Origin of the sequence: Aeromonas sp. s2 (assembly GCF_040907935.1) — a bacterium.
In the GTDB taxonomy this organism is placed as follows: domain Bacteria; phylum Pseudomonadota; class Gammaproteobacteria; order Enterobacterales; family Aeromonadaceae; genus Aeromonas; species Aeromonas dhakensis.
On the sequence record NZ_JBFOCR010000022.1, the window covers coordinates 1 to 19,338 of the forward strand.

General features: G+C 60.9%; 15 protein-coding genes. 6 read left to right on the plus strand and 9 right to left on the minus strand.

The annotated features are described in order from the left end of the window. The first annotated feature begins 366 nt into the window (after positions 1-366). The gene (locus tag AB5Y81_RS17880; RefSeq protein WP_017780903.1) at positions 367-1,563 is read left to right on the plus strand and encodes an NnrS family protein; all 1,197 of its coding nucleotides are present in this window, start codon (positions 367-369) and stop codon (positions 1,561-1,563) included. A 10-nt stretch (positions 1,564-1,573) separates the two neighbouring features. Here AB5Y81_RS17880 and AB5Y81_RS17885 read toward each other — a convergent pair whose 3' ends face one another. Then, entirely contained in the window at positions 1,574-2,143 is a 570-nt protein-coding gene (locus AB5Y81_RS17885) for a helix-turn-helix domain-containing protein (RefSeq protein WP_026141483.1), read from the minus strand. 121 nt (positions 2,144-2,264) lie between these two features. On the opposite strand from AB5Y81_RS17885, the gene AB5Y81_RS17890 reads away from it, so the two are divergent. Next, positions 2,265-3,416, plus strand: coding sequence for a benzoate/H(+) symporter BenE family transporter (locus tag AB5Y81_RS17890; protein ID WP_279485201.1), 1,152 nt, complete (start codon positions 2,265-2,267; stop codon positions 3,414-3,416). A gap of 150 nt (positions 3,417-3,566) precedes the next feature. Further along, positions 3,567-4,631, plus strand: a complete 1,065-nt coding sequence (locus AB5Y81_RS17895) for a DUF3103 family protein (RefSeq protein ID WP_279485200.1) — start codon at positions 3,567-3,569, stop codon at positions 4,629-4,631. 62 nt (positions 4,632-4,693) lie between these two features. On the opposite strand, the gene metF is transcribed toward AB5Y81_RS17895, so the two are convergent. Then, on the minus strand, positions 4,694-5,590 hold the full coding sequence (gene metF, locus AB5Y81_RS17900) for a methylenetetrahydrofolate reductase (RefSeq protein WP_005306036.1): 897 nt from the start codon (positions 5,588-5,590) through the stop codon (positions 4,694-4,696). A 328-nt stretch (positions 5,591-5,918) separates the two neighbouring features. Here metF and AB5Y81_RS17905 point away from each other — a divergent pair, with 328 nt between their 5' ends. Next, the gene (locus AB5Y81_RS17905; RefSeq protein WP_279485199.1) at positions 5,919-6,710 is read left to right on the plus strand and encodes a GNAT family N-acetyltransferase; all 792 of its coding nucleotides are present in this window, start codon (positions 5,919-5,921) and stop codon (positions 6,708-6,710) included. Between the two features lie 63 nt (positions 6,711-6,773). Here the strand turns inward: AB5Y81_RS17905 and AB5Y81_RS17910 are convergent, their stop codons facing one another. The 6 genes from AB5Y81_RS17910 to AB5Y81_RS17935 all read right to left on the minus strand — a co-directional run bounded on the left by AB5Y81_RS17910 (position 6,774) and on the right by AB5Y81_RS17935 (position 16,932). Continuing rightward, complete coding sequence (locus tag AB5Y81_RS17910; RefSeq protein ID WP_208201492.1) at positions 6,774-8,255, minus strand: ABC transporter substrate-binding protein; 1,482 nt, start codon at positions 8,253-8,255, stop codon at positions 6,774-6,776. Between the two features lie 8 nt (positions 8,256-8,263). Beyond that, entirely contained in the window at positions 8,264-10,243 is a 1,980-nt protein-coding gene (locus AB5Y81_RS17915) for a methyl-accepting chemotaxis protein (RefSeq protein ID WP_099360445.1), read from the minus strand. A gap of 219 nt (positions 10,244-10,462) precedes the next feature. Beyond that, on the minus strand, positions 10,463-11,074 hold the full coding sequence (locus AB5Y81_RS17920; RefSeq protein WP_005306049.1) for an OmpW family outer membrane protein: 612 nt from the start codon (positions 11,072-11,074) through the stop codon (positions 10,463-10,465). A gap of 447 nt (positions 11,075-11,521) precedes the next feature. Further along, positions 11,522-13,207: a diguanylate cyclase gene (locus tag AB5Y81_RS17925; RefSeq protein WP_279485198.1), complete on the minus strand. Its 1,686-nt coding sequence runs from the start codon at positions 13,205-13,207 to the stop codon at positions 11,522-11,524. Positions 13,208-13,348: 141 nt separating this feature from the next. Then, the gene (uvrA, locus tag AB5Y81_RS17930) at positions 13,349-16,177 is read right to left on the minus strand and encodes an excinuclease ABC subunit UvrA (RefSeq protein WP_017782173.1); all 2,829 of its coding nucleotides are present in this window, start codon (positions 16,175-16,177) and stop codon (positions 13,349-13,351) included. 95 nt (positions 16,178-16,272) lie between these two features. Continuing rightward, entirely contained in the window at positions 16,273-16,932 is a 660-nt protein-coding gene (locus tag AB5Y81_RS17935) for a LuxR C-terminal-related transcriptional regulator (RefSeq protein ID WP_010635910.1), read from the minus strand. A 516-nt stretch (positions 16,933-17,448) separates the two neighbouring features. Between AB5Y81_RS17935 and AB5Y81_RS17940 the strand changes: the two genes are divergently transcribed. Both AB5Y81_RS17940 and AB5Y81_RS17945 read left to right on the plus strand, forming a co-directional pair. Next, complete coding sequence (locus AB5Y81_RS17940) at positions 17,449-18,024, plus strand: single-stranded DNA-binding protein (RefSeq protein ID WP_043172002.1); 576 nt, start codon at positions 17,449-17,451, stop codon at positions 18,022-18,024. Positions 18,025-18,193: 169 nt separating this feature from the next. Beyond that, positions 18,194-18,952, plus strand: coding sequence for an ABC transporter substrate-binding protein (locus tag AB5Y81_RS17945; protein WP_279485197.1), 759 nt, complete (start codon positions 18,194-18,196; stop codon positions 18,950-18,952). Between the two features lie 83 nt (positions 18,953-19,035). On the opposite strand, the gene AB5Y81_RS17950 is transcribed toward AB5Y81_RS17945, so the two are convergent. Continuing rightward, positions 19,036-19,158 (minus strand): hypothetical protein, encoded by a 123-nt coding sequence (locus tag AB5Y81_RS17950; protein ID WP_005306071.1) that lies wholly within the window; start codon positions 19,156-19,158, stop codon positions 19,036-19,038. Positions 19,159-19,338 lie beyond the last annotated feature (180 nt).

Genomic DNA, 19,338 nt, shown 5'->3' on the forward strand with positions numbered 1-19,338 from the left:
GCCCACACAGATTGCTTGATTCAAATTGTTAAAGAGCGTGGCGCTTGTCGCGCTGAGGTGGCGTATAATACCTTCCTCACTTCGAAAGTCAAGCGCTTGTTTTCGCTTTTCTTTCGGCGCTGGCTTCACGAGGAAGCGAGCTCATCAGGTTGGCGTGTTCTGCCGTGCTGGTGAGGGCGCATTATAGGGAGGCGCGCCGCAATGACAAGGGCTTTTTCACCAAAAAAACTCGTTCGCTCAGATATGCAGCAAAGCGGTTCTATTTCGCTCTCATCACCACCATTTCGGTCTTTCATTGGATTTAAATTGAACATTTGAAAAGCCAATTTATAATTAGCTTTTCAAATGTTCAATTAAGGTCTCGCCATGCATCAGATCCTGGATAGCCGCAAAGAGGAGAAAATCGTTCCTCTGTTCCGCCTCGGGTTTAGGCCCTTCTTTCTGCTTGGCGCCTTGTTCTCGGCATTGGCGATGCTGGGCTGGCTGGGGCAGCTCAATGGCTGGTTCGTTCTGACGGGGATTGGCAACCCCATCTGGTGGCATGCTCACGAGATGTTGTTTGGTTTCGGGGCGGCGATCGTCGCGGGATTTCTGCTGACGGCAGTGCAAAACTGGACCGCTCACCCCGGGGTCAGAAGCTGGCCCCTGGTGCTGGTCGTCGTACTATGGGCATTGCCGAGGGCCTTGCTGCCCTGGCTGGGTGAGCACAATACCTTCTTGATGACGGCAGACCTGCTCTGGTTGCCTCTTTGCGCCTGGTATCTGGCCAAACCCATAGTGGTAACCAGGCAGTGGCGCAACCTCTTCTTTGTGCCTCTGCTTGTCGTTCTGACCCTGCTCAACGCCGTCAGCTGGCTGTGGCAGACACAGTGGGCAGATATGGAACATCTGCTCATCACCACCGTGCTCTTGTTTACGACTCTGATCGCCGTGATGGGAGGGCGAGTCATTCCCTTCTTTACCGCCAGAGCCACCGGGATGGAAAAAGTCGTCCCTATTCTCTGGCTGGAACGGGCTTCCCTTGCCACGCTGTGGCTCATACTGGTGAGCTGGCTGCTGCTACCCACCCCATGGGTGACCAGCCTCTACATGCTTCCTCTATATATAGTGGCGGCCGTTTTGCACTTGTGGCGCCAGTTGCGTTGGCAACTGCCGTCCACCCTTGGCCAACCCCTCTTGTGGTCGCTGCACCTAGCCTACCTGTTTATTCCTCTCGGCCTGCTCGCCCTTGGTGCTCTGACCGCCGGCCTGCCCATCAGCTTGTCGCTCGCCAGCCACCTGCTCAGTGCCGGCTGCATGGGGACCATGATCCTGGGGATGATAGCCAGGGTCTCCCTCGGCCACAGCGGTCGGGCCTTGCAGGTGGGGCGCAGGATCCAGTGCGCGTTCGTGCTGGTCATCATGGCCGCCCTGCTCCGGGTGCTGATCCCGCTGCTTTGGCCTGCCTATACCCTGTACGGCTGGAACCTGAGCGGCCTGGCCTGGAGCCTGGCATATGCTCTGTTTGTCTGGGTCTATGCCCCCATACTGACCAGCCCCCGGGCTGATGGGCGCCCTGGCTGACCCGTGAGGGTCAAGATCTGCTGGCCGGATAGTGGATCAGATTGTGGAATATTGCAGGGGCCACCCCCTGATTTCGATAGCCATGGGGGCGGTCGGCCGCGAAACGCACCGCCTCCCCCTGCGTCAAGGAGCGCCACTCCCCTTCCACCAGCACTTCCATCTGGCCGCTGATGACGATGACATGTTCGGTCACCCCGGGTTCATGGGGTTCTGACTCTCGTTGATAGCCGGGCAACAGAGTCAGCTCAAACAATTCGAAACCAAAACGCCCCTCATAAGGGAAGAGGGGAGCGACCTGCATGCCTTCTCCCGCCGGTTGCTGGCGAATGGCATCGGCGGTGCGATAAAGCACATCGTCCTGCGTCGTGGGAGCCGGCTCGATAAAGCTGGAGAAAGAGACACGAAAGCCGGTGGCAATCTTCCACAGAGTGGCCACCGTCGGGCTCGACTCCCCCCGCTCAATCTGGCCCAGCATGGCCTTGCTCACTCCCGTCTCCCGCGCCGCCACATCCAGGCTCCAGCCCAGTTCGCTGCGCAAGTCCTTTAGACGTTGGGCCAGATGCTGATTCATCTCTTGCATGAATGCCTCTTTGTTGCGCTTGCTTGAATCGCCTTGTGCGCTATAGCGCACAGCGATATAGTCTGAAGCAATATTGTACGCAATAACGCACAAACCGTCACAACCCCACAAGGACGTCACCATGCCCTTTGCCCTCCCCCATCTGGTCGCCGGCTTCATCGCCGTGATGGTCGGCTATACCAGTTCGGTCATCCTGATCATTCAGGCAGCCACGGCAGCAGGGGCCGATGCTGCCCAGCTCGCGTCCTGGCTATGGACGCTGGGCATCGGCATGGGTATCAGCTGCATCGGCCTCTCCCTCTACTACCGCATCCCTGTCTTGACCGCCTGGTCGACCCCAGGTGCTGCCCTGCTCATCACCAGCCTCGGCAACTTCACCCTGGCCGAGGCCATCGGCGCCTTCGTTATCTCTTCTCTATTGATCACCCTATGCGGCATCAGCGGCTGGTTCGACCGGCTGATGCGCCATATCCCGGCCCAGCTGGCGGCGGCCATGCTGGCCGGAGTGCTGCTCAAGTTCGGACTGGATCTGTTCAAGGTCGCCCCGGCAGATCCCTTGCTGCTCGGCAGCCTGTTGCTGGCATTCCTGCTCGGTCGCCATCTCTGGCCCCGCTATACCATGGTGCTGGTGCTGGCAGTCGGGATCCTCATCTGTCTGTTGCGAGGGGAGCTGCAGCTTGACGTCATTCACTGGCAACTGGCCGGCCCGGCCATGGTCTGGCCAGAATTCTCTTTTGATGCCCTGTTCGGCATTGCCCTGCCGCTGTTCATCGTCACCATGACCTCCCAGAACATGCCCGGCATTACCATTTTGCGGGCCCACGGCTATCAACCCGCCACCTCCTCTCTCATCACCTGGACCGGCCTGACCGGCCTGTTACTGGCCCCCTTCGGCGGCTACGCCTTCAACCTGGCGGCCATCACGGCGGCCATCTGCATGGGGAAAGAGGTGGATCCGGACGCCAACCGGCGCTGGCCCGCGGCGGTGTGGGCCGGGGGCTTCTACCTGCTGACCGGCTGTTTCGGGGCCACGGTGGCGGCGCTGTTCACGGCCTTCCCGACCACGCTGGTGACCTGTGTCGCCGGGCTGGCGCTGCTCGGCACCATCGGCAGCAGCCTGCACACCGCATTGCAACACGACGATGCCCGTGAGGCCGCCCTGCTGACCTTCATCATCACCGCCTCCGGCATCAGCCTGCTAGGCATCGGCGCCGCCTGCTGGGGATTGCTCATCGGCATCATCCTGCATCAAGTCAACCAGCGGAGAAACTGACCTGACCATCTGGGGAGCCCCCCGTGAGACACCGCACATAATTCAGAGAATTTGGTTCACAGCTGAAACTAATTGCCATTAAGTGGTGGCGAGGCACTTCTTCTTCCCCGATGCGTGCCTCATGTCAGACTCATAAACTGGAGAATAATAATGAGGAATCAGGCTGTCATTTTGTTACTGGCACTGCTGGGCGCCACCACCGCCCAGGCTGCCGACACCGATCGGGAGCTGGCCCGCCAGCTCGCGCTGCAGCAGAAGAACCTGCTGCCGCTGCTGAACAATCAGGAGTACCAGAGCCCGCTGCCCAACCTGTTGCAAAAGGCCAGTCCGCGCCTGAAACGCCAGGCCCGGGATGCCAACCAGGCAGCCATCAGCCGGCAAGGGCTGGACGGAGAGGTCAAGGAGCTGATGCAACTGCGACTGGCCAACCCGGAACAGGCCGCCGCGCTGCAGCAGGGTGTCGAGCCGCTGGTCGCCTATGTACCGAGCGGAGATGAGAAGAGCTGGAGCGCCATCGAAGCCTTCGACAGCGCCGGCAACCCCGTCTATCTGGATGTGGACAAGGCACCGGCCCGTCCGGTCCTGGTCGTGGAGGCCGATCCCGTCAAGGCCAAGAACGCCGGCCTCAAGGTGATCCGCAAGGCGCTGGCTGCCGCCGACATGCAGGTGGCTCCCCGTGCGGCTGCCAGCACGGCGCCGCTCAAGACCAGCATCCTGAAGAAAATTCGGTTGAAGGATGATCAGGAGCCCTGGCTGCTGGGTGCGGCCGAAGTGTATGCGGTGGTCGCAGGGGTCAATCCCAGCCGGGATGAGCCCGTGGTCGACATCGTCGACATGCCCTATCTCGACTATGACAACACCGACTACACCCCCAACCAGATCCTGGTCTACTGGGATCGCTATCGCTGGGGTGCCGTCGACATCGTCATGATGGAGCAGGACGACAACGTCAACTACAAGGAGCTGAGCGGCCTGTTCATCGATGCCCTCAAGCTGGCCTTCACTGCTGGCGGCGTGCCCGAGGCTCTGCCCTTCCTCGATCTCGGCGGTCGTATCGTCAAGGCACTGCCCGACTCCTGGATGACCAACAACGATGACTATCTGGATACCTTCTACACCCTGGAGCAGGACCAGAGCTATCACCAGTACCCCGGCGCCGCCGGCAATGCGGTGATCGATCTCGAACCCAAAGAGATCGCTCCCACCAGACCCTGATTGGTCGCCATAACAAAAAAGCCAATGAGCAGCTCATTGGCTTTTTTTGTACCCGCGATCCGTTACGGCTGGCCTTTCGGCCTCACCCCCAGGGTATGGCAGATGGCGTAGGTCAGCTCGGAGCGGTTCAGGGTATAGAAGTGGAAATCCTTCACCCCCTCCTGACTCAGCACCCGTACCTGATCGATGGCGATGCTGGCCCCCACCATGTTGCGGGTCATCTGATCGTCATCCAGCCCCTCGAAACGCTGATGCATCCAGCGCGGGATCTTCACGTTGGTGAAACCGGCAAACTTGGCCAAGGTCTGGTAGTTGGAGACCGGCAGGATCCCCGGCACGATTTCCGCATCGATGCCGATGGCGGCGCAGCGATCCCGAAAACGCAGGTAGGTCTCGACGTCAAAGAAGAACTGGGTAATGGCGCGGTTGGCACCGGCATCGATCTTGCGCTTCAGGTTGAGCAGATCCGACTGCGCACTGCGCGCTTCCGGGTGACCTTCCGGGTAGGCGGCCACCGAGATATCGAAGTCCGCTTCGGCCTTGAGCAGGGCTACCAGGTCGGTGGCATACATCTCCGGCTTCTCCAGGCCCTGGGGCAGGTCGCCGCGCAGCGCCACGATATGGCGGATGCCGCTGTTCCAGTAGTCGCGGGCAATGGTGCGCAGCTCGTCGCGGCTGGCGTCGATACAGGTCAGGTGAGGGGCGGCGATCAGACCGGTCCGCTCCTTGATGTCCTTGATCACCTTGTGCGTGCGATCCCGGGTGCCCGAGTTGGCACCATAGGTCACCGACACGAACTTGGGCTCCAGCACCTTCAATCGCTCGATGGATTGCCACAGGGTATTTTCCATCCCTTCGCTGTTGGGCGGAAAAAACTCGAAACTGACCGAAATGTCGCCACTCAAATCTGCCAGACTCTGGTTGAGTGCCTCAACCTGACGTGCGCTGTGAAATCCCATCTGCTCTCTCCCTGCCCTGCAATCCATTTCTCTACGTCAAAACGGATGTTTGGACGTCTAAACGTCTTTCTATCTTTATGAGAAAATGACACAAAGTCAACACTGTTTTACAGCGAGAGGAAGGCCGCCGATTTTTATTTGGCAATAAAGCCAAAGTAACGATTGGCACCCCATCCCAAAATCCGGCGAGTCGCGTTATGATGAACGCAGATCGTCCTGGACGTTCTGAATCTGCGTGTGATTGTTTGGCCGGAGGTTTCTCCGGCCCCTTTTCAACCTCTTCTCCTTCCTGCCGATAACCAATTGAACAATTCGCAGGAGCATCATCATGGACACCCACCCCGGCTTTGCCACCGACTTGCTGTTCGATCGCTATCAGGGCAACGTGGTCGACCATGATCAGTTCTGGGCCGTGCGCACTCCCGATGCTCCCGATTACTACTTTGGCAACTATCTGCTGCTCCCCTTCCCCCCCAGCGATCACGACAAGGGCTGGCTCGAGGCCAGTTTCGACAAGCTGATCGGGCAGGATCCCCGGGTCAGGCACCGCACCTTCCAGTGGCCTCTCGCGGCCGGACAGAACAGCCGGGTCGCCGGCTTCGTGGCGGCGGGATACCAATACATGGAGTGTGTGGTGCTGGCGCTGGAGGCCACCGACTGGCAACCGCCAGCCGCGACGGTGGCTGCGCGCCCCTTTACCCCGACCGACTGGGACGAGTGGCTCGCCTTTGAACTGGAGGAGCGGGATCCCGGCCATTCGGAGCAGAGCTACCTGCCCTATCTGCAGTCACGCCGCCAGTTGTATGAGGCGATGATCGGGGACGGGCTGGGTCAGTGGTGGGGGATCTGGCAGCAGGAACAGCTGGTCGCCAGTTGCGGCCTCTTCTTCACCGATACTCTGGGGCGCTTCCAGCTGGTGCGCACAAGGCAGGCATGGCGCAATCAGGGGTTATGCCGCCAGCTGCTGAGCCAGGTTGCCAGGCACGGGCTGACGCGGGTCAACCGGCTAATCATAGTGGCCGACGAGCACTATCACGCCCAGCGCGTCTATCGCTCGCTCGGGTTCGCTCCGGTGGCCCGCATCGGCAGTCTCTGCCGCTGGCCCCGTACGGAGCAATGAATCAGACCACGGGCAGCAAAGAAAACGGGAGGCTGATGCCTCCCGTTGTATATCTGCCGGCAGCTATTGCTGCGGCGTTTCCAGCTCATTGGAGAGCGCCTGCTCCACCTCGGCCGACGGCGCCGGTAGCGGGGCTGCCGCAGCAGATGCCGCTGCGGCAGGCGTTGCTGACGGCGCCGGGTCGGCTGGTGTATCTGTCACCGCCGGCGTCGCGGCAGGTGCAGCAGCAGGTTCGGTGGTCGCCGCTGCGGCCGACACCGCAGGCACGACGGCAGGAGCGTCACACTGGCAATCTGCCCCTTTCACCTTGTTGCCCTGATGGGGCGGATACCAGCCCTTCAGCCCCTGCTCCAGCCGATCGGCTGCCGCCTTGGGCTCCATCTTGCCGAGCAGCACGGCCTGACTCACTTCGGCCAGCTCGTCCCCCAGCTTGGGCGTACCGCGGGAGAGGATCTGGGTGGCCACCCGGATGGTGGAGTCGCACTGATCCCGCCACTCCATCATCTCCTTCGCCGCCGGGTTGGTGACCTCGAAGAAGTGGTTGGAGAGGGAGAAGAAGCCGGGCAGCGAGTTGGTATAGAGCTCTGCGAATTGGGGCGTGGTCAGCCACTGCAGGAAGGCCATGGCCGCCTCCTTGTTCTTGCTGGCCGGGTTCATGCCCATCCCGATGTCGGTGTGATCGGTAAAGAAGCAACCATCGCCCTGTTTTGCCACGGGCGGGCGCATCACGCCAAAGTCCACCTTGCCGGTGAAGGGGGCGATTTCCCAGGAACCCGCCACGTAGAAGGCGGCCTTGCCCGAGGTAAACAGCTCGTTGGTCGCGGCATAGTCGCGGCTCTCGCCACCTTCGCCGAGGTAGGGACGCCAGCGCGCCAGCTCCTCGAACACCTTGATGTAGGGCGGGTTGTCAAAGCGCTCCTGCCCCCCGATCAACGCCAGCCTGCCATCCTCCCCCTTCCAGTAGTTGGGGCCTATGTTCTGGAAGCCGAGCTCGGAGGATACCCAGCTTTCCGAGCCACTCATGGCCAGCGGCACGTAGCGGCCATCGGCCTTCACCTTGTCCAGCGCCGCGAAGAAGGCATCCCGGGTCTGCGGCACGCTCAGCCCCAGCTCACTGAAAATCTTCTTGTTGTAGAAGAAGCCGTGAATCACCGAGGCCATGGGCACGCAGAAGGTCTGGGCGCCGGAGTCGGTCTGCCAGGGTGACTGGGCAAAGCTCGGGAAGTTCTCCATCCCCGACATCTCGGTCAGCTCCGCCAGATGGCCCGCCTTGAACAGGGCCAGGGAGTCGTCGAACGGCCGGCAGGTGATGAGATCCCCTGCCTTGCCCTCCTTCAGGCTGGCCCACAGGGTCGGCATGTAGTCGACATTCTGCACCCCGTTGAATTTTACCTGGATACCCGGGTGGGAGGCCTCGAAGGCAGGGATGATCTTCTGCTCCCACAAGGCCTTGTCATCTATCCGCCAGCTCTCGATCACCAGCTCGCTGGCCATCAGCTGACCACACAACAGGAGACTCAGGGCCCCGATCCACTTGTTAGACATAAGCCCTCCTAAACCTTGAAATGTGCGATCAATTGCTGCTGCTTGGCCACCAGATCCGCCAGCACCTCGCTGCTGCTGGCCGACTCCCGTGCCTCCCGCTCGGTCTCGTAGGCCACCTCGGCGATGCCGGAGATATGGCGTGCCACCCCCTGGCTGACCGAGATCTGCTCCTGAGCCGCGTGCGCCACCTGATCCGCCATCGCCTTGATGGCGCTCATCCGGTCGGCGATGGACTGCAGGGCCGCATCCATCTCCCGGGTCTGTTCGACACAGCTGTGAGTCTGCTCCTGGCTGCGCCCCATCACCTCCACCACCAGCTTGCTCGAGCTCTGCAGGTTTTCGATCATCGCCTGGATCTCTTCGGTCGACGTCTGGGTCCGGTTGGCCAGCGCCCGCACCTCGTCGGCCACCACCGCGAAGCCACGGCCAGCATCACCGGCCCGCGCCGCCTCGATGGCCGCGTTCAGCGCCAGCAGGTTGGTCTGTTCGGCGATGCTGCGGATCACGTCGAGAATGCTGCCGATGTTGTCGCTGAATTCGCCCAGCTTGTAGGTGATACCGACGGCCTCCTCCATGGCACCGGCCAGTTGTTCCGTGATGCGACGGGTGGTTGCCACCTTCTGGCGACCGGTTCTAGCTTCGTCATCCGCCAGATCCACTTCCCGCTTGGTGCCGTCGGTGGAACGAGCCACCTCGGTGGCGCTCACCTCCAGCTCGGTGATGGCGGCAGCCACCTGATCGGTCTGGCTCTTCTGATCCTGTACCCGGGATACCGCCCTTTCGCTGATCTCGGCGGCGCGGCTTGCCTCCTCCACCAGATGACGGGAGCCGGCATTGATCTGGGAGAGCAGCTCGCCGGTCTTGCCGGCCAGCACATCGATGGAACGGGCCAGGGCGCCGAATTCGCAGCTGCTGCGGTAATTGATGCGGCGGGTCATGTCCCCGGCCGCCATGTAATCCAGCTCCTTGTTGATCATCTGCAGCGGACGTTGAATGCTGCGCGCCGTGGTATAGCCGATGATGAGGGCGGCGGCAGCCGAGATGGCGGCCACGATCAGGATCCAGAAGCTGGCACTGCTGACCGCGTCATCCGCCGTGGTACGGCTCTGGCTGGCAATCGAGCCGGCCGACTGTCCCATCTCGTCGAGCAGCCCCAGGCTGTTGATCAGGCTGGCGTCGAGCTGCTGATTGAGGGTCTGCAGCGAGGCGGCCAGCTGCTGGGCATTGCGCATGGTGGCGAGCAGCCCCTGCGGGCCGAGCGCCAGCTCCTGCATCCGGTCGAGGTTGGAGACGAAGCGCTGCTTCACGTCATCCGGCACCAGCACCCGGTCAAGCCGCTTGCGCGCCATCTCGATGTCCTTGCTCAGCACCTTCTCCAGTTCGTTGAGGTCGGTCTTGGCATCGGCCCGGCGAATGTTCTTCAGGTCGCGCGCGATGCCCGAGGTGATGAGCTCCGCCTTGTTGCGCATGGAGCGCTTGCTGGCGGTCTGCTGCAGCAGCAGATCGGCCGCCCACTGGTAGGTGTCTTCCAGCCGGATGAAGGCAATCTCCAGCTTGTGGCGCTGATCCTGGGCATTGACCCACTGACTGTGCTGGGAGAGCACCTGTTCGGCCAGGCCGTAGAACTGCTTGGTCGCCGCATCGACCTGCTGGAAGCGGGAACCGGCCTCGGTCACCCCACTGAACTTGTCCATCTCCTGGCTCAGCTGACTGAAACGCGCCTGCTGCTCCTTGAACTGGCTGGCCAGCTGCGGTAACTGACTGCCATCCTCATTGGTCCGGTAGACCAGCACCCAGCGGTTGCTGTCCTGTAGGGCCCCCTTCAGACCGGCCACTGCAATCACCAGGGGGGTTGCCCGGTCGGAAACCTGTGACAAACCGTCGTTGATGCCCCTGATCTTCAGGGTGCTGATCACACCCAGCAGGATCAACAGCAGCAGCATCAACACAAATCCGGCGATGATCCGCTGCACAATAGATAAACCCATGGAGACATCCTCACTCGTGGGGGAAAGGTAACGTGAACATAGACACTATCGGCACAAGGGGCGAATTATAGAGGGGAGACCGAGGGTATTTTATTGATCTATATGGGGTTGGATCACAGTTGGCGGGGAGTGGCCTGAACGTAAAAGGGCCCGGACTGTGCCGGGCCAAAGAGACATGCTAGCTGTAATGGCCCGTGGGGAGGCCAACCCTGTGTCCTATCAGAAGCGATAGCCGACACCAAACATGAAGGCCATGGGATCGATGGAGGTATTGATGGTCCCGACGGCGGTGTGCACATCGGTATCGATATCGATGATCCAGGCGGAAGCGTTGACGAACCAGCGGTCATTGATCGCCATGTCCAGACCGACCTGACCGGCCATGCCCCAGGAGGAGTCAACGCTCACGTCGGTACCATCCAGCGCACCGCGGCCCTGCTCGTCGAAGAAGGTGGTGTAGTTGATACCGGCACCGATATAGGGGCGAACCTTGCTGTTGGCATCACCGAAGTAATACTGCGCCATCAGGGTCGGCGGCAGGTGCTTGACCTTGGCCACTTCGCCCAGGCCGGCGGTGGAGACGGAGTGGGAGAAGGGCGTGGCCGCCAGCAGCTCGACACCCCAGTTGTCGGTAATCAGATAGGAGAGCGTCAGACCCAGCTGCATATTGCTGTCGATTTCCAGCTCGCCGGTACCCAGCACGTTGTCACTGCTCGTTTGCGGAGAAACGAAAGCCAGGCCGCCACGCACCAGAAAATCGCCGGCCTGGTGAGCCATGGCGACGGGGGACGCAAGCGCTGCTGCGATCATCAGAGGAAGGATCTTTTTCATCACGTATTCCTTTTAGTTTTCGTTTTATATGTTGCAAGCCCGAAAACTATAAAGGGATGTGAATGCCGAGTTATTGATTTAGCTCAAACGTTACCAAGAAATAGATGGATGTGTACAGCAGCTTACAACCACGCTGAGCATCGTGAAAAACACCAAAAATATCAAATAAAAACAATTAACTGGAGAGATTTGCCGCCTTAACAACTACAATAAGAAATAATTTCAACATATCTTATTGCGGATAAAAACGACTGAAAACGGTTGTTTCACTCGTCCAACAAGAGTATTTTTGCGGGCCATGTAGCCGGGCTGTAAGTAATTCTTTATGAAACCACAAACCAGAAGGGACAAAATAGTAGCCATATTGGCAGCCATCTGGGGCATTGGCTCTTTTCTGTTTATTTTGCTGGGCTTCGTGCTCGGCATGGCCCTGCTGATCCTGACCCATTAGACCGGTTGGTTGGCGTGGGAGGCCTGGCACAACAGCCACTCCCCTTCCGCCAGCTGCTCCGGGCTCAACCTCCACTGTGCCCGCCCCAGCTCGCCGCTGTATCCACGCCAGCGATCCCGGCCCTCCTGTTTCGCCCGGTACAGGGCCATGTCCGCCAGCTTGAAACTCAGACTCCAGAAAGAGTCCTCCAGCTCCGCATGCAGAGGATAATCGCAGAATCCCAACGAGACGGTCATGCGCAGCGGCAGCTCCTCCCGCCCGAAACGGCAGTCGGCGATCTTGCGGCGCAGGCGCTCGATCCGTTCCGCCACTTGTCCTGGCTCCTCTCTGGCCAGCAACAGCATGAACTCCTCGCCACCCAGCCGGATCAGCGGCTCCTCCTCATCCAGCGCCCCTCGCAACAGCTCGGCCAGCTGACATAACAGCAGATCGCCGATGTCGTGGCCGAAGCGATCGTTGACCCGTTTGAAGTGATCCAGATCCAGGATCACCAGCACCCAGCCTGCCGCCGGATCCTGGCGGTTCAGCAACCACTCATCGAGATAACGGCGGTTGAAGGCATGAGTCAGTGGATCCGTATAGGCGGCGACCTCCATGCGGGAGGAGTGGGCCTGCAGGGCACTGTGGTGCAGGCTGATCCTGGCCGCCATCTCGCGGAACTTGCGGCTGAGCAGCGCCATCTCCTGGCTGCTGTCGATGATGGGCAGCACGCTCGCGTCCTGCTTTTCGGTAAACTGGTGCAGCGCCCCCACCAGCTCGCCGATCGGCCCCAGCACGATGGCCCGCAGCCGGGCCAGTGCCATCAGAATGCAGGCGAAGCTTATCAGCAGCATGCCGATGAAGGTCCAGATCGCCCCCTCCATCGCCCCCAGCAACACGTCCCGCTCCTCGTCCACGATCAGGGTCAATACAGGCTCGCCGTCGTTGTCGAGCAGCAACCCCTCCCCTCTGACCTGCTGCAACCCGAGATCGACCAGCCGGTAGCTCATATGCGGCCCAAGTGGCTTGAAGGAGCCCAGATGCTCGCGCGTTCTTGGCTGGGCTATGGTCAGCGTGAGCGCGGTCCGTTCCCCCAGATCCTGCAGATAGCGCTTGTCCAGCCAGCGAGTCGCCAGCAGATAACCGTTGGGTTTAACGCTGCCGAGGGTATCGGTCACCGGCTGCAGCGAAAAGATGAGCGGTCCCCACTGGGAGCGTCTGACGCCACTCAGGCTGCTGATGCCCGCCTGCCGTGACTCGCGCAGCAGCTGCAGCTTGAGATCGTCCAGAAAGGAGGGCAACAGGGTGGTATCCGCGTCCGGCGCATCTGGCAACAGGGTGCGGGTCCAGATCTCCGAGCCCTGCAAATCCATGTAACTCAACACGTTGAGTTCAAAGTCCCGCATCGGGGTGTCGACCAGCAGATTGGAGTTGATGTAGGCCTGGTTGGGGTGGGCCAGAAAATGGTAGCTCTGATCCCAGATCCCCCAGTCCCGGGTAAAAGCATTCATGGCGCCGATGTCGTTCTGCACCGCTCTGATCACCCGCTGCAGGTGCTCCTCCATCCGTCGCTCCTCGACCCGCTGCGCCGCCGGCACCTGGGCCAGTGCGATCACGATGAGCAGCATCAGGATGGCTCCGGCCCAGACCGGAAACATGGAGTAGGCCAGCAGATGGTCGATGGAGCGGGACGGTTGAGCCATGGGCGCCAATATCCTTTGAATGGCAATGCGAAGCGGGAAGGGTCTTGCCCCAAGTATGGAGGATAGGCCCGCCGAGAGGTCACTGAATTACCACAATAAAAACAAGGGGCCCAGGGCCCCTTGTCACAATTATTGAACGCTTTATCTGGCCAGCAGAGGTGCCAGGAAGCGGGCCGTATGAGAATCCTCGCAACGACTGATCTGTTCCGGCGTCCCCGTTACCAGGATGCGGCCGCCACCGGCACCCCCCTCAGGCCCCAGGTCGACGATCCAGTCGGCGGTTTTGATGACGTCCAGATTGTGCTCGATGATGACGATAGTGTTGCCGCGATCCCGCAGCTGGTGCAGTACCTTGAGCAGCTGCTGGATGTCGTGGAAGTGCAGCCCTGTAGTCGGCTCGTCCAGGATGTAGAGGGTCTGCCCGGTATCCCGCTTGGAGAGCTCCCGCGCCAGCTTGACCCGCTGCGCCTCGCCGCCAGAGAGCGTGGTGGCCGACTGGCCGAGGCGGATATAGGAGAGGCCCACGTCCATCAGGGTCTGCAGCTTGCGCGCCACCGCCGGTACCGGATCGAAGAACTCGCGGGCATCTTCCACCGTCATCTCGAGGATCTCGTGGATGTTCTTGCCCTTGTACTTCACCTCCAGGGTCTCGCGGTTGTAGCGCTTGCCCTTGCAGACGTCGCACGGTACGTAGACGTCCGGCAGGAAATGCATCTCCACCTTGATGACACCGTCCCCCTGGCACGCCTCGCAACGCCCCCCCTTCACGTTGAAGGAGAAGCGGCCCGGCTGGTAGCCGCGGGAACGCGCCTCCTGGGTGCCGGAGAGCAACTCGCGGATCGGAGTGAACAGACCGGTGTAGGTGGCCGGATTGGAACGCGGAGTACGGCCGATGGGGCTCTGATCGATGTCCACCACCTTGTCCAGGTGCTCCAGCCCCTCGACGCTGCGATAGGGAGCCGGGGTGGACTCGGTCGCCTTGTTCAGCTCGCGGTGAGCGATACGGAACAGGGTGTCATTGATCAGGGTCGACTTGCCGGAGCCGGAGACGCCGGTGACGCAAGTCATCACCCCGATGGGCAGGTCCAGGTTGACGTTGCGCAGGTTGTTGCCGCTCGCCCCCTTCAATTTCAGCCACTTGCCGGTGAGCGGGGTGCGCTCGGCCGGGATGGCGATCTGCTTGCGGCCGGAGAGGTAGTCACCGGTCAGGGATTCGGGGTTCGCAATGATCTCTTCCGGCGTCCCCTGGGCGACGATGGCCCCGCCGTGCACCCCCGCCCCCGGGCCGATGTCGAGCACGTGGTCGGCGAGGCGAATGGCGTCCTCGTCGTGCTCCACCACGATCACGGTGTTGCCGAGATCCCGCAGGTGGGTCAGGGTCTTGAGCAACCGCTCGTTGTCCCGCTGGTGCAGGCCGATGGAGGGCTCATCCAGCACGTACATGACCCCCACCAGACCGGCCCCGATCTGGCTGGCCAGCCGGATCCGCTGCGCCTCACCACCAGAGAGGGTCTCGGCGCTGCGGGACAGGCTCAGGTAGTTGAGACCCACATTCACCAGGAAGCCGAGCCGCTCGACGATCTCTTTGAGGATCTTCTCGGCAATCTGGGCGCGCTGGCCGGTGAGGTTCAACCCTTCGAAGAAGGCCAGCGCATCGCCGATGGACTGCTCGGCGATGGCCGGCAGATTGCGGTTGTCGACGAAGACGTGGCGCGCCTCTTCCCGCAGCCGGCTGCCACCGCAGCTGGTGCAGGATTTGTTGGCGATGTATTTGGCCAGCTCTTCACGCACCGAGTTGGATTCGGTCTCCCGGTAGCGGCGCTCCATGTTGTGCAGGATCCCCTCGAACGGGTGCTTGCGCACCACCACATCGCCGCGGTCGTTCATGTAGCGGAACTCGATCTCGGTACGACCGGAGCCGCGCAGGATCACCTCCTGGGTCTTGACCGGCAGATCCTCCCAGGGCGTATCCAGATCGAACTTGTAGTGCTCGGAGAGGGATTTGAGCATCTGGAAGTAGTAAAAGCTGCGCTTGTCCCAGCCACGGATGGCGCCGTTGGCCAGGCTGATGGCCGGATCGCCGATCACCTTGGCGGGATCGAAATATTGCTGCACCCCGAGGCCGTCACAGGTGGGGCAGGCTCCGGCCGGGTTGTTGAAGGAGAAGATGCGCGGCTCCAGCTCCGACATGGAGTAGCCGCACTCCGGGCAGGCGAAGTTGGCGGAGAAGGTCATGGGAGCGACCCCCTCCTCGCCGTCCATGGGCACCACCAGTACTATGCCGCCGGAGAGGGTCAGCGCCGTCTCGAACGACTCGGCCAGACGCAGGGCCAGGTCATCGCGCACCTTGAAGCGATCCACCACCACCTCGATGGTGTGCTTCTTGTGCAGCTCCAGCGCGGGAGGGTCAGACAGGTCGCACACCTCGCCATCGATGCGGGCACGGATGTAGCCCTGGGCCGCCAGGTTCTCCAGCAGCTTGGTGTGCTCACCCTTGCGGTCACGCACCACCGGGGCCAGCAGCATCAGCTTGCTCCCCTCCGGCTGTGCCAGCACCTGATCCACCATCTGGCTGATGGTCTGGGCGGCGAGCGGAATGGCATGGGTCGGGCAGCGCGGCTCACCGACCCGGGCAAACAGCAGGCGCAGGTAGTCGTAGATTTCGGTGATGGTGCCGACGGTCGAGCGCGGGTTGTGGGAGGTGGACTTCTGCTCGATGGAGATGGCGGGCGAGAGCCCCTCGATATGGTCGACGTCCGGCTTCTCCATCAGGGAGAGGAACTGGCGGGCATAGGCGGAGAGCGACTCCACGTAGCGGCGCTGCCCCTCGGCATAGAGGGTATCGAACGCCAGAGAGGATTTGCCCGAACCGGAGAGGCCGGTGACCACGATCAGCTTGTCGCGGGGCAGGGTCAGATTGATGTTCTTGAGGTTGTGGGTGCGAGCACCCCGGACCACGATCTTTTCCATCTTGTTGCACGCTCGATACGGAAACCTGAGCGAGTCAGTATGGCATAGAGACTACTGGATGAATAGACAGGTTTTATCCATCATCCCCATCGATTTCAGAGATATTCCTTGGCCCAGCTCACCGCCTGCAAGCGGTTCTTCACGTTCAATTTCTTGAAGACGTTATAGAGGTGGGACTTGATGGTGTGCTCGCTCACGAACAGGCTGTCGGCGATCTCGGTATTGGAGGCGCCCGTCATCAGATAGCGGATGATCTCCTGCTCGCGCACGGTCAGCAGCGTCTGGTTGCGCAGGTGATGTTCCCCACCCTTGCGGTAGTAGTTGACCAGATCGCACAGCAGGTGGCGCGGGATCCAGTACTCCCCCTCCAGCACCTTGCGAATGCCGAGCACCAGCCGATCCAGCGGATCCTGGCAGAAGAAGAGTCCGCTGGTATGGGGCCACATCAGCAGCAATTCCCGATCGGTGCTGGTCGGGGCATTGAGCAGCACCGTATTGGCCTCCCCGAAGCGGCTGGAGATCTCCCGCGGCCATCCTGCCTGCTGGCTCGACTTGAGGTAGTCCAGATCGACCAGAAACAGCGGACGAGGCTCGAGCTCGTCCGGTTGCGGCAGCTCCTCCAGGGTGCTTACCAGCACAATGGGCAGTGCCAGCTGCTCGGCCAGATAGCTCTGGAAGCTGGTTGCCTGCACATTGTTTTCGGTTACCAGTACGATGGGATATGGGGTGCTCATGAAAGGCTGGTCCTTGAACATTGCGGCCATGGTTTTTTTCGGCAGCAGAGAGTACCAAGCCCCCCGTGGGGTGCAGCATTAAAAAAGTATTAGACGGCGATGCGCCTCCTTTGAAACTCACCAATTTTCCAAGCAATACAAATAACTAGCAGCCCCCCCCCATTTGGGTGGAATGCTGGCATCCGGGCAGACAGGGGCTGTCGTAGCGTCATCGAATTCACTTTTCGCGCCCGGGTTTCGATGCTAGGCGTCCCCCTCTGCGGCTCACTTGCTGGCCAAGGCCCGCCTCGTGTAAGTTAACCCCTCGGTCCGGAGAAGCTGGCGACGAAGAAGACGTCTTTCTCCCCAAAAACTGTTACTATTGCGGGCAAAATCTGGAAACGGCATGGCAGTCGACAGGCGAGCCAACCCGGGTTCAGTCATCACATGAGTCGCAAGCGCCTGCGGCGTTCTTGCGTATCTCGCAGAAAACAAACGAAATGTTGAATTGGTCCGGGCATATGGCCTGGCCGGAATACAAAGGGTGGAAGAGAGATTATGGCCAGTCGAGGCATCAACAAAGTCATTCTGATCGGTAACCTGGGGCAAGACCCGGAAGTGCGCTACATGCCGAGCGGCGGTGCCGTGACCAACATCACCCTGGCCACCTCCGACACCTGGCGCGACAAGCAGACCGGCGAGCAGAAAGAGCGCACCGAGTGGCACCGCGTGGTCTTCATGGGCAAGCTGGCCGAAGTGGCAGGCGAGTACCTGAAGAAGGGTTCCCAGGTCTATGTGGAAGGCAAGTTGCAGACCCGCAAGTGGCAGGATCAGAGCGGCCAGGAGCGTTACACCACCGAGGTGCTGGTCGATGGTTTCAGCGGCGTGATGCAGATGCTGGGTGGCCGTCCGCAAGGCGCCGGTCAGGGCATGGGCGGTCAGTCCCAGGGCAACTGGGGTCAGCCGCAACAGGGCATGCAGTCCCAGCAGCCGATGAACCAGTCCCGCCCGGCTCCGCAGCAGAACATGCAGCAACAGCAGGGCGGTTATGGCCGTCCGGCCCAGCAGCCGCAGTCCGCTCCGCCGGTATACAACGAGCCGCCGATGGATTTCGACGACGACATCCCGTTCTAAGGGAAGCTCACAGTTCAGAGGGCCCTGTTCACGCAGGGCCTTTTTTTGCCCGTTATTGACGCAGGCGCGGCACGCAAGCCGGCTCCCCCGACCAGAGTTGCCGACCCTGCTCCCCCTGTCGCCCGCCCAAGGTTTATCATCAGGGCAATTCGTTTGTCAGAGAGAACGCATGGGGTTTTTGTCTCGTATCCTGCTGCTCGCGGCAAGCCTTGCCGTGCTGTTTCGCTCTCCCCTCTTGCTGGCCGGCGAGCCACTGCGGGTGGGGGTCAGTTTCGCCATTCCCCCCTATGTGATTGAGGAAGAGGGACGCGGCATCGAGCTCGATCTGCTGCGGGAAGCCTTTCGTGGCAGCGGCTACGAGCCCAGCTTCGAATATCTGCCGCTGGAGCGCACCTTTCGCATGCTGGAGTCCGGCAGGCTCGATGCCATTATCAACGTCAAACCCGGGATGTTGGACAACGTCTTCCTGTCGCAGCCCGTCATCGCCTTTCACAACCGGGTGTTCACCCTGAGCAAGACCCATATCGCCACGCTGGACGACATGAAAGAGTTGAGGGTCAGCGCCTTTCAGCGGGCACGCCAGGTATTGGGGGGAGCCTTCGCCAGCATGGCCGACCAGAATCCCCGTTACGAGGAGGTCGCCAAGCAGCAGGGACAGGTGCACAGACTGATGCTGGGGCGGGTGGATGCGGTGATCCTGGAGCAACGGGTGTTCTATTACTATCTGGCGCAACTGGCCACCAGCAAGTATGGCGCCGAGCTCTATGCCCCCAGCCGGGTCAGACAATATGATCTGTTCGCCCCCACCCACTACCATTTCGCCTTTCGCCAGGCCGCGCAGCAACGCTGGTTTGATCGCCAGCTCGGCAAGATGCGGGCTGATGGCCGCTACGAACGGATATTTGCCAGCTACGGCGCCACCCCCTGAGCCCACGCCAAAAACATAAAAGCCAGCCCGAAACAGGCTGGCTTTTTGTTACTGGCTCCAAAGGAACTACAGCATGGGGAGCGTTACTTCATCGCGCTGCCGTTTTTCAGTTCTGCTTTCTGACGTTTGGCTTCGCGCTTCTCTTTCAGTGACATCTGCGGTTTTTTCTTGGCATCTTTGCCGTTGTGATGTTCTTTGTTACTCATCATCAAACTCCAAAAATGTTACCCAGACAGTTGGAACCCAGGTTCCAGCATGCCATCCGAATCGTAGACTACAGTACGCTTTCAGTGACGATCCCAAGATCGCACTCAATCCAGCATACCCCCAATCTTGCGCAAGAATCCACCCTCATCCGTCACGCCGCGCCAAACCGGGGCCGATGA

Excerpts from the sequence above, each read along its gene's own strand:
- AB5Y81_RS17880 (WP_017780903.1), top strand. The coding sequence starts at position 367 with ATGCATCAGATCCTGGATAGCCGCAAAGAGGAGAAAATCGTTCCTCTG.
- AB5Y81_RS17885 (WP_026141483.1), bottom strand. The coding sequence starts at position 2,143 with ATGCAAGAGATGAATCAGCATCTGGCCCAACGTCTAAAGGACTTGCGC.
- AB5Y81_RS17890 (WP_279485201.1), top strand. The coding sequence starts at position 2,265 with ATGCCCTTTGCCCTCCCCCATCTGGTCGCCGGCTTCATCGCCGTGATG.
- AB5Y81_RS17895 (WP_279485200.1), top strand. The coding sequence starts at position 3,567 with ATGAGGAATCAGGCTGTCATTTTGTTACTGGCACTGCTGGGCGCCACC.
- metF (WP_005306036.1), bottom strand. The coding sequence starts at position 5,590 with ATGGGATTTCACAGCGCACGTCAGGTTGAGGCACTCAACCAGAGTCTG.
- AB5Y81_RS17905 (WP_279485199.1), top strand. The coding sequence starts at position 5,919 with ATGGACACCCACCCCGGCTTTGCCACCGACTTGCTGTTCGATCGCTAT.
- AB5Y81_RS17910 (WP_208201492.1), bottom strand. The coding sequence starts at position 8,255 with ATGTCTAACAAGTGGATCGGGGCCCTGAGTCTCCTGTTGTGTGGTCAG.
- AB5Y81_RS17915 (WP_099360445.1), bottom strand. The coding sequence starts at position 10,243 with ATGGGTTTATCTATTGTGCAGCGGATCATCGCCGGATTTGTGTTGATG.
- AB5Y81_RS17920 (WP_005306049.1), bottom strand. The coding sequence starts at position 11,074 with ATGAAAAAGATCCTTCCTCTGATGATCGCAGCAGCGCTTGCGTCCCCC.
- AB5Y81_RS17925 (WP_279485198.1), bottom strand. The coding sequence starts at position 13,207 with ATGGCTCAACCGTCCCGCTCCATCGACCATCTGCTGGCCTACTCCATG.
- uvrA (WP_017782173.1), bottom strand. The coding sequence starts at position 16,177 with ATGGAAAAGATCGTGGTCCGGGGTGCTCGCACCCACAACCTCAAGAAC.
- AB5Y81_RS17935 (WP_010635910.1), bottom strand. The coding sequence starts at position 16,932 with ATGTTCAAGGACCAGCCTTTCATGAGCACCCCATATCCCATCGTACTG.
- AB5Y81_RS17940 (WP_043172002.1), top strand. The coding sequence starts at position 17,449 with ATGGCCAGTCGAGGCATCAACAAAGTCATTCTGATCGGTAACCTGGGG.
- AB5Y81_RS17945 (WP_279485197.1), top strand. The coding sequence starts at position 18,194 with ATGGGGTTTTTGTCTCGTATCCTGCTGCTCGCGGCAAGCCTTGCCGTG.
- AB5Y81_RS17950 (WP_005306071.1), bottom strand. The coding sequence starts at position 19,158 with ATGAGTAACAAAGAACATCACAACGGCAAAGATGCCAAGAAAAAACCG.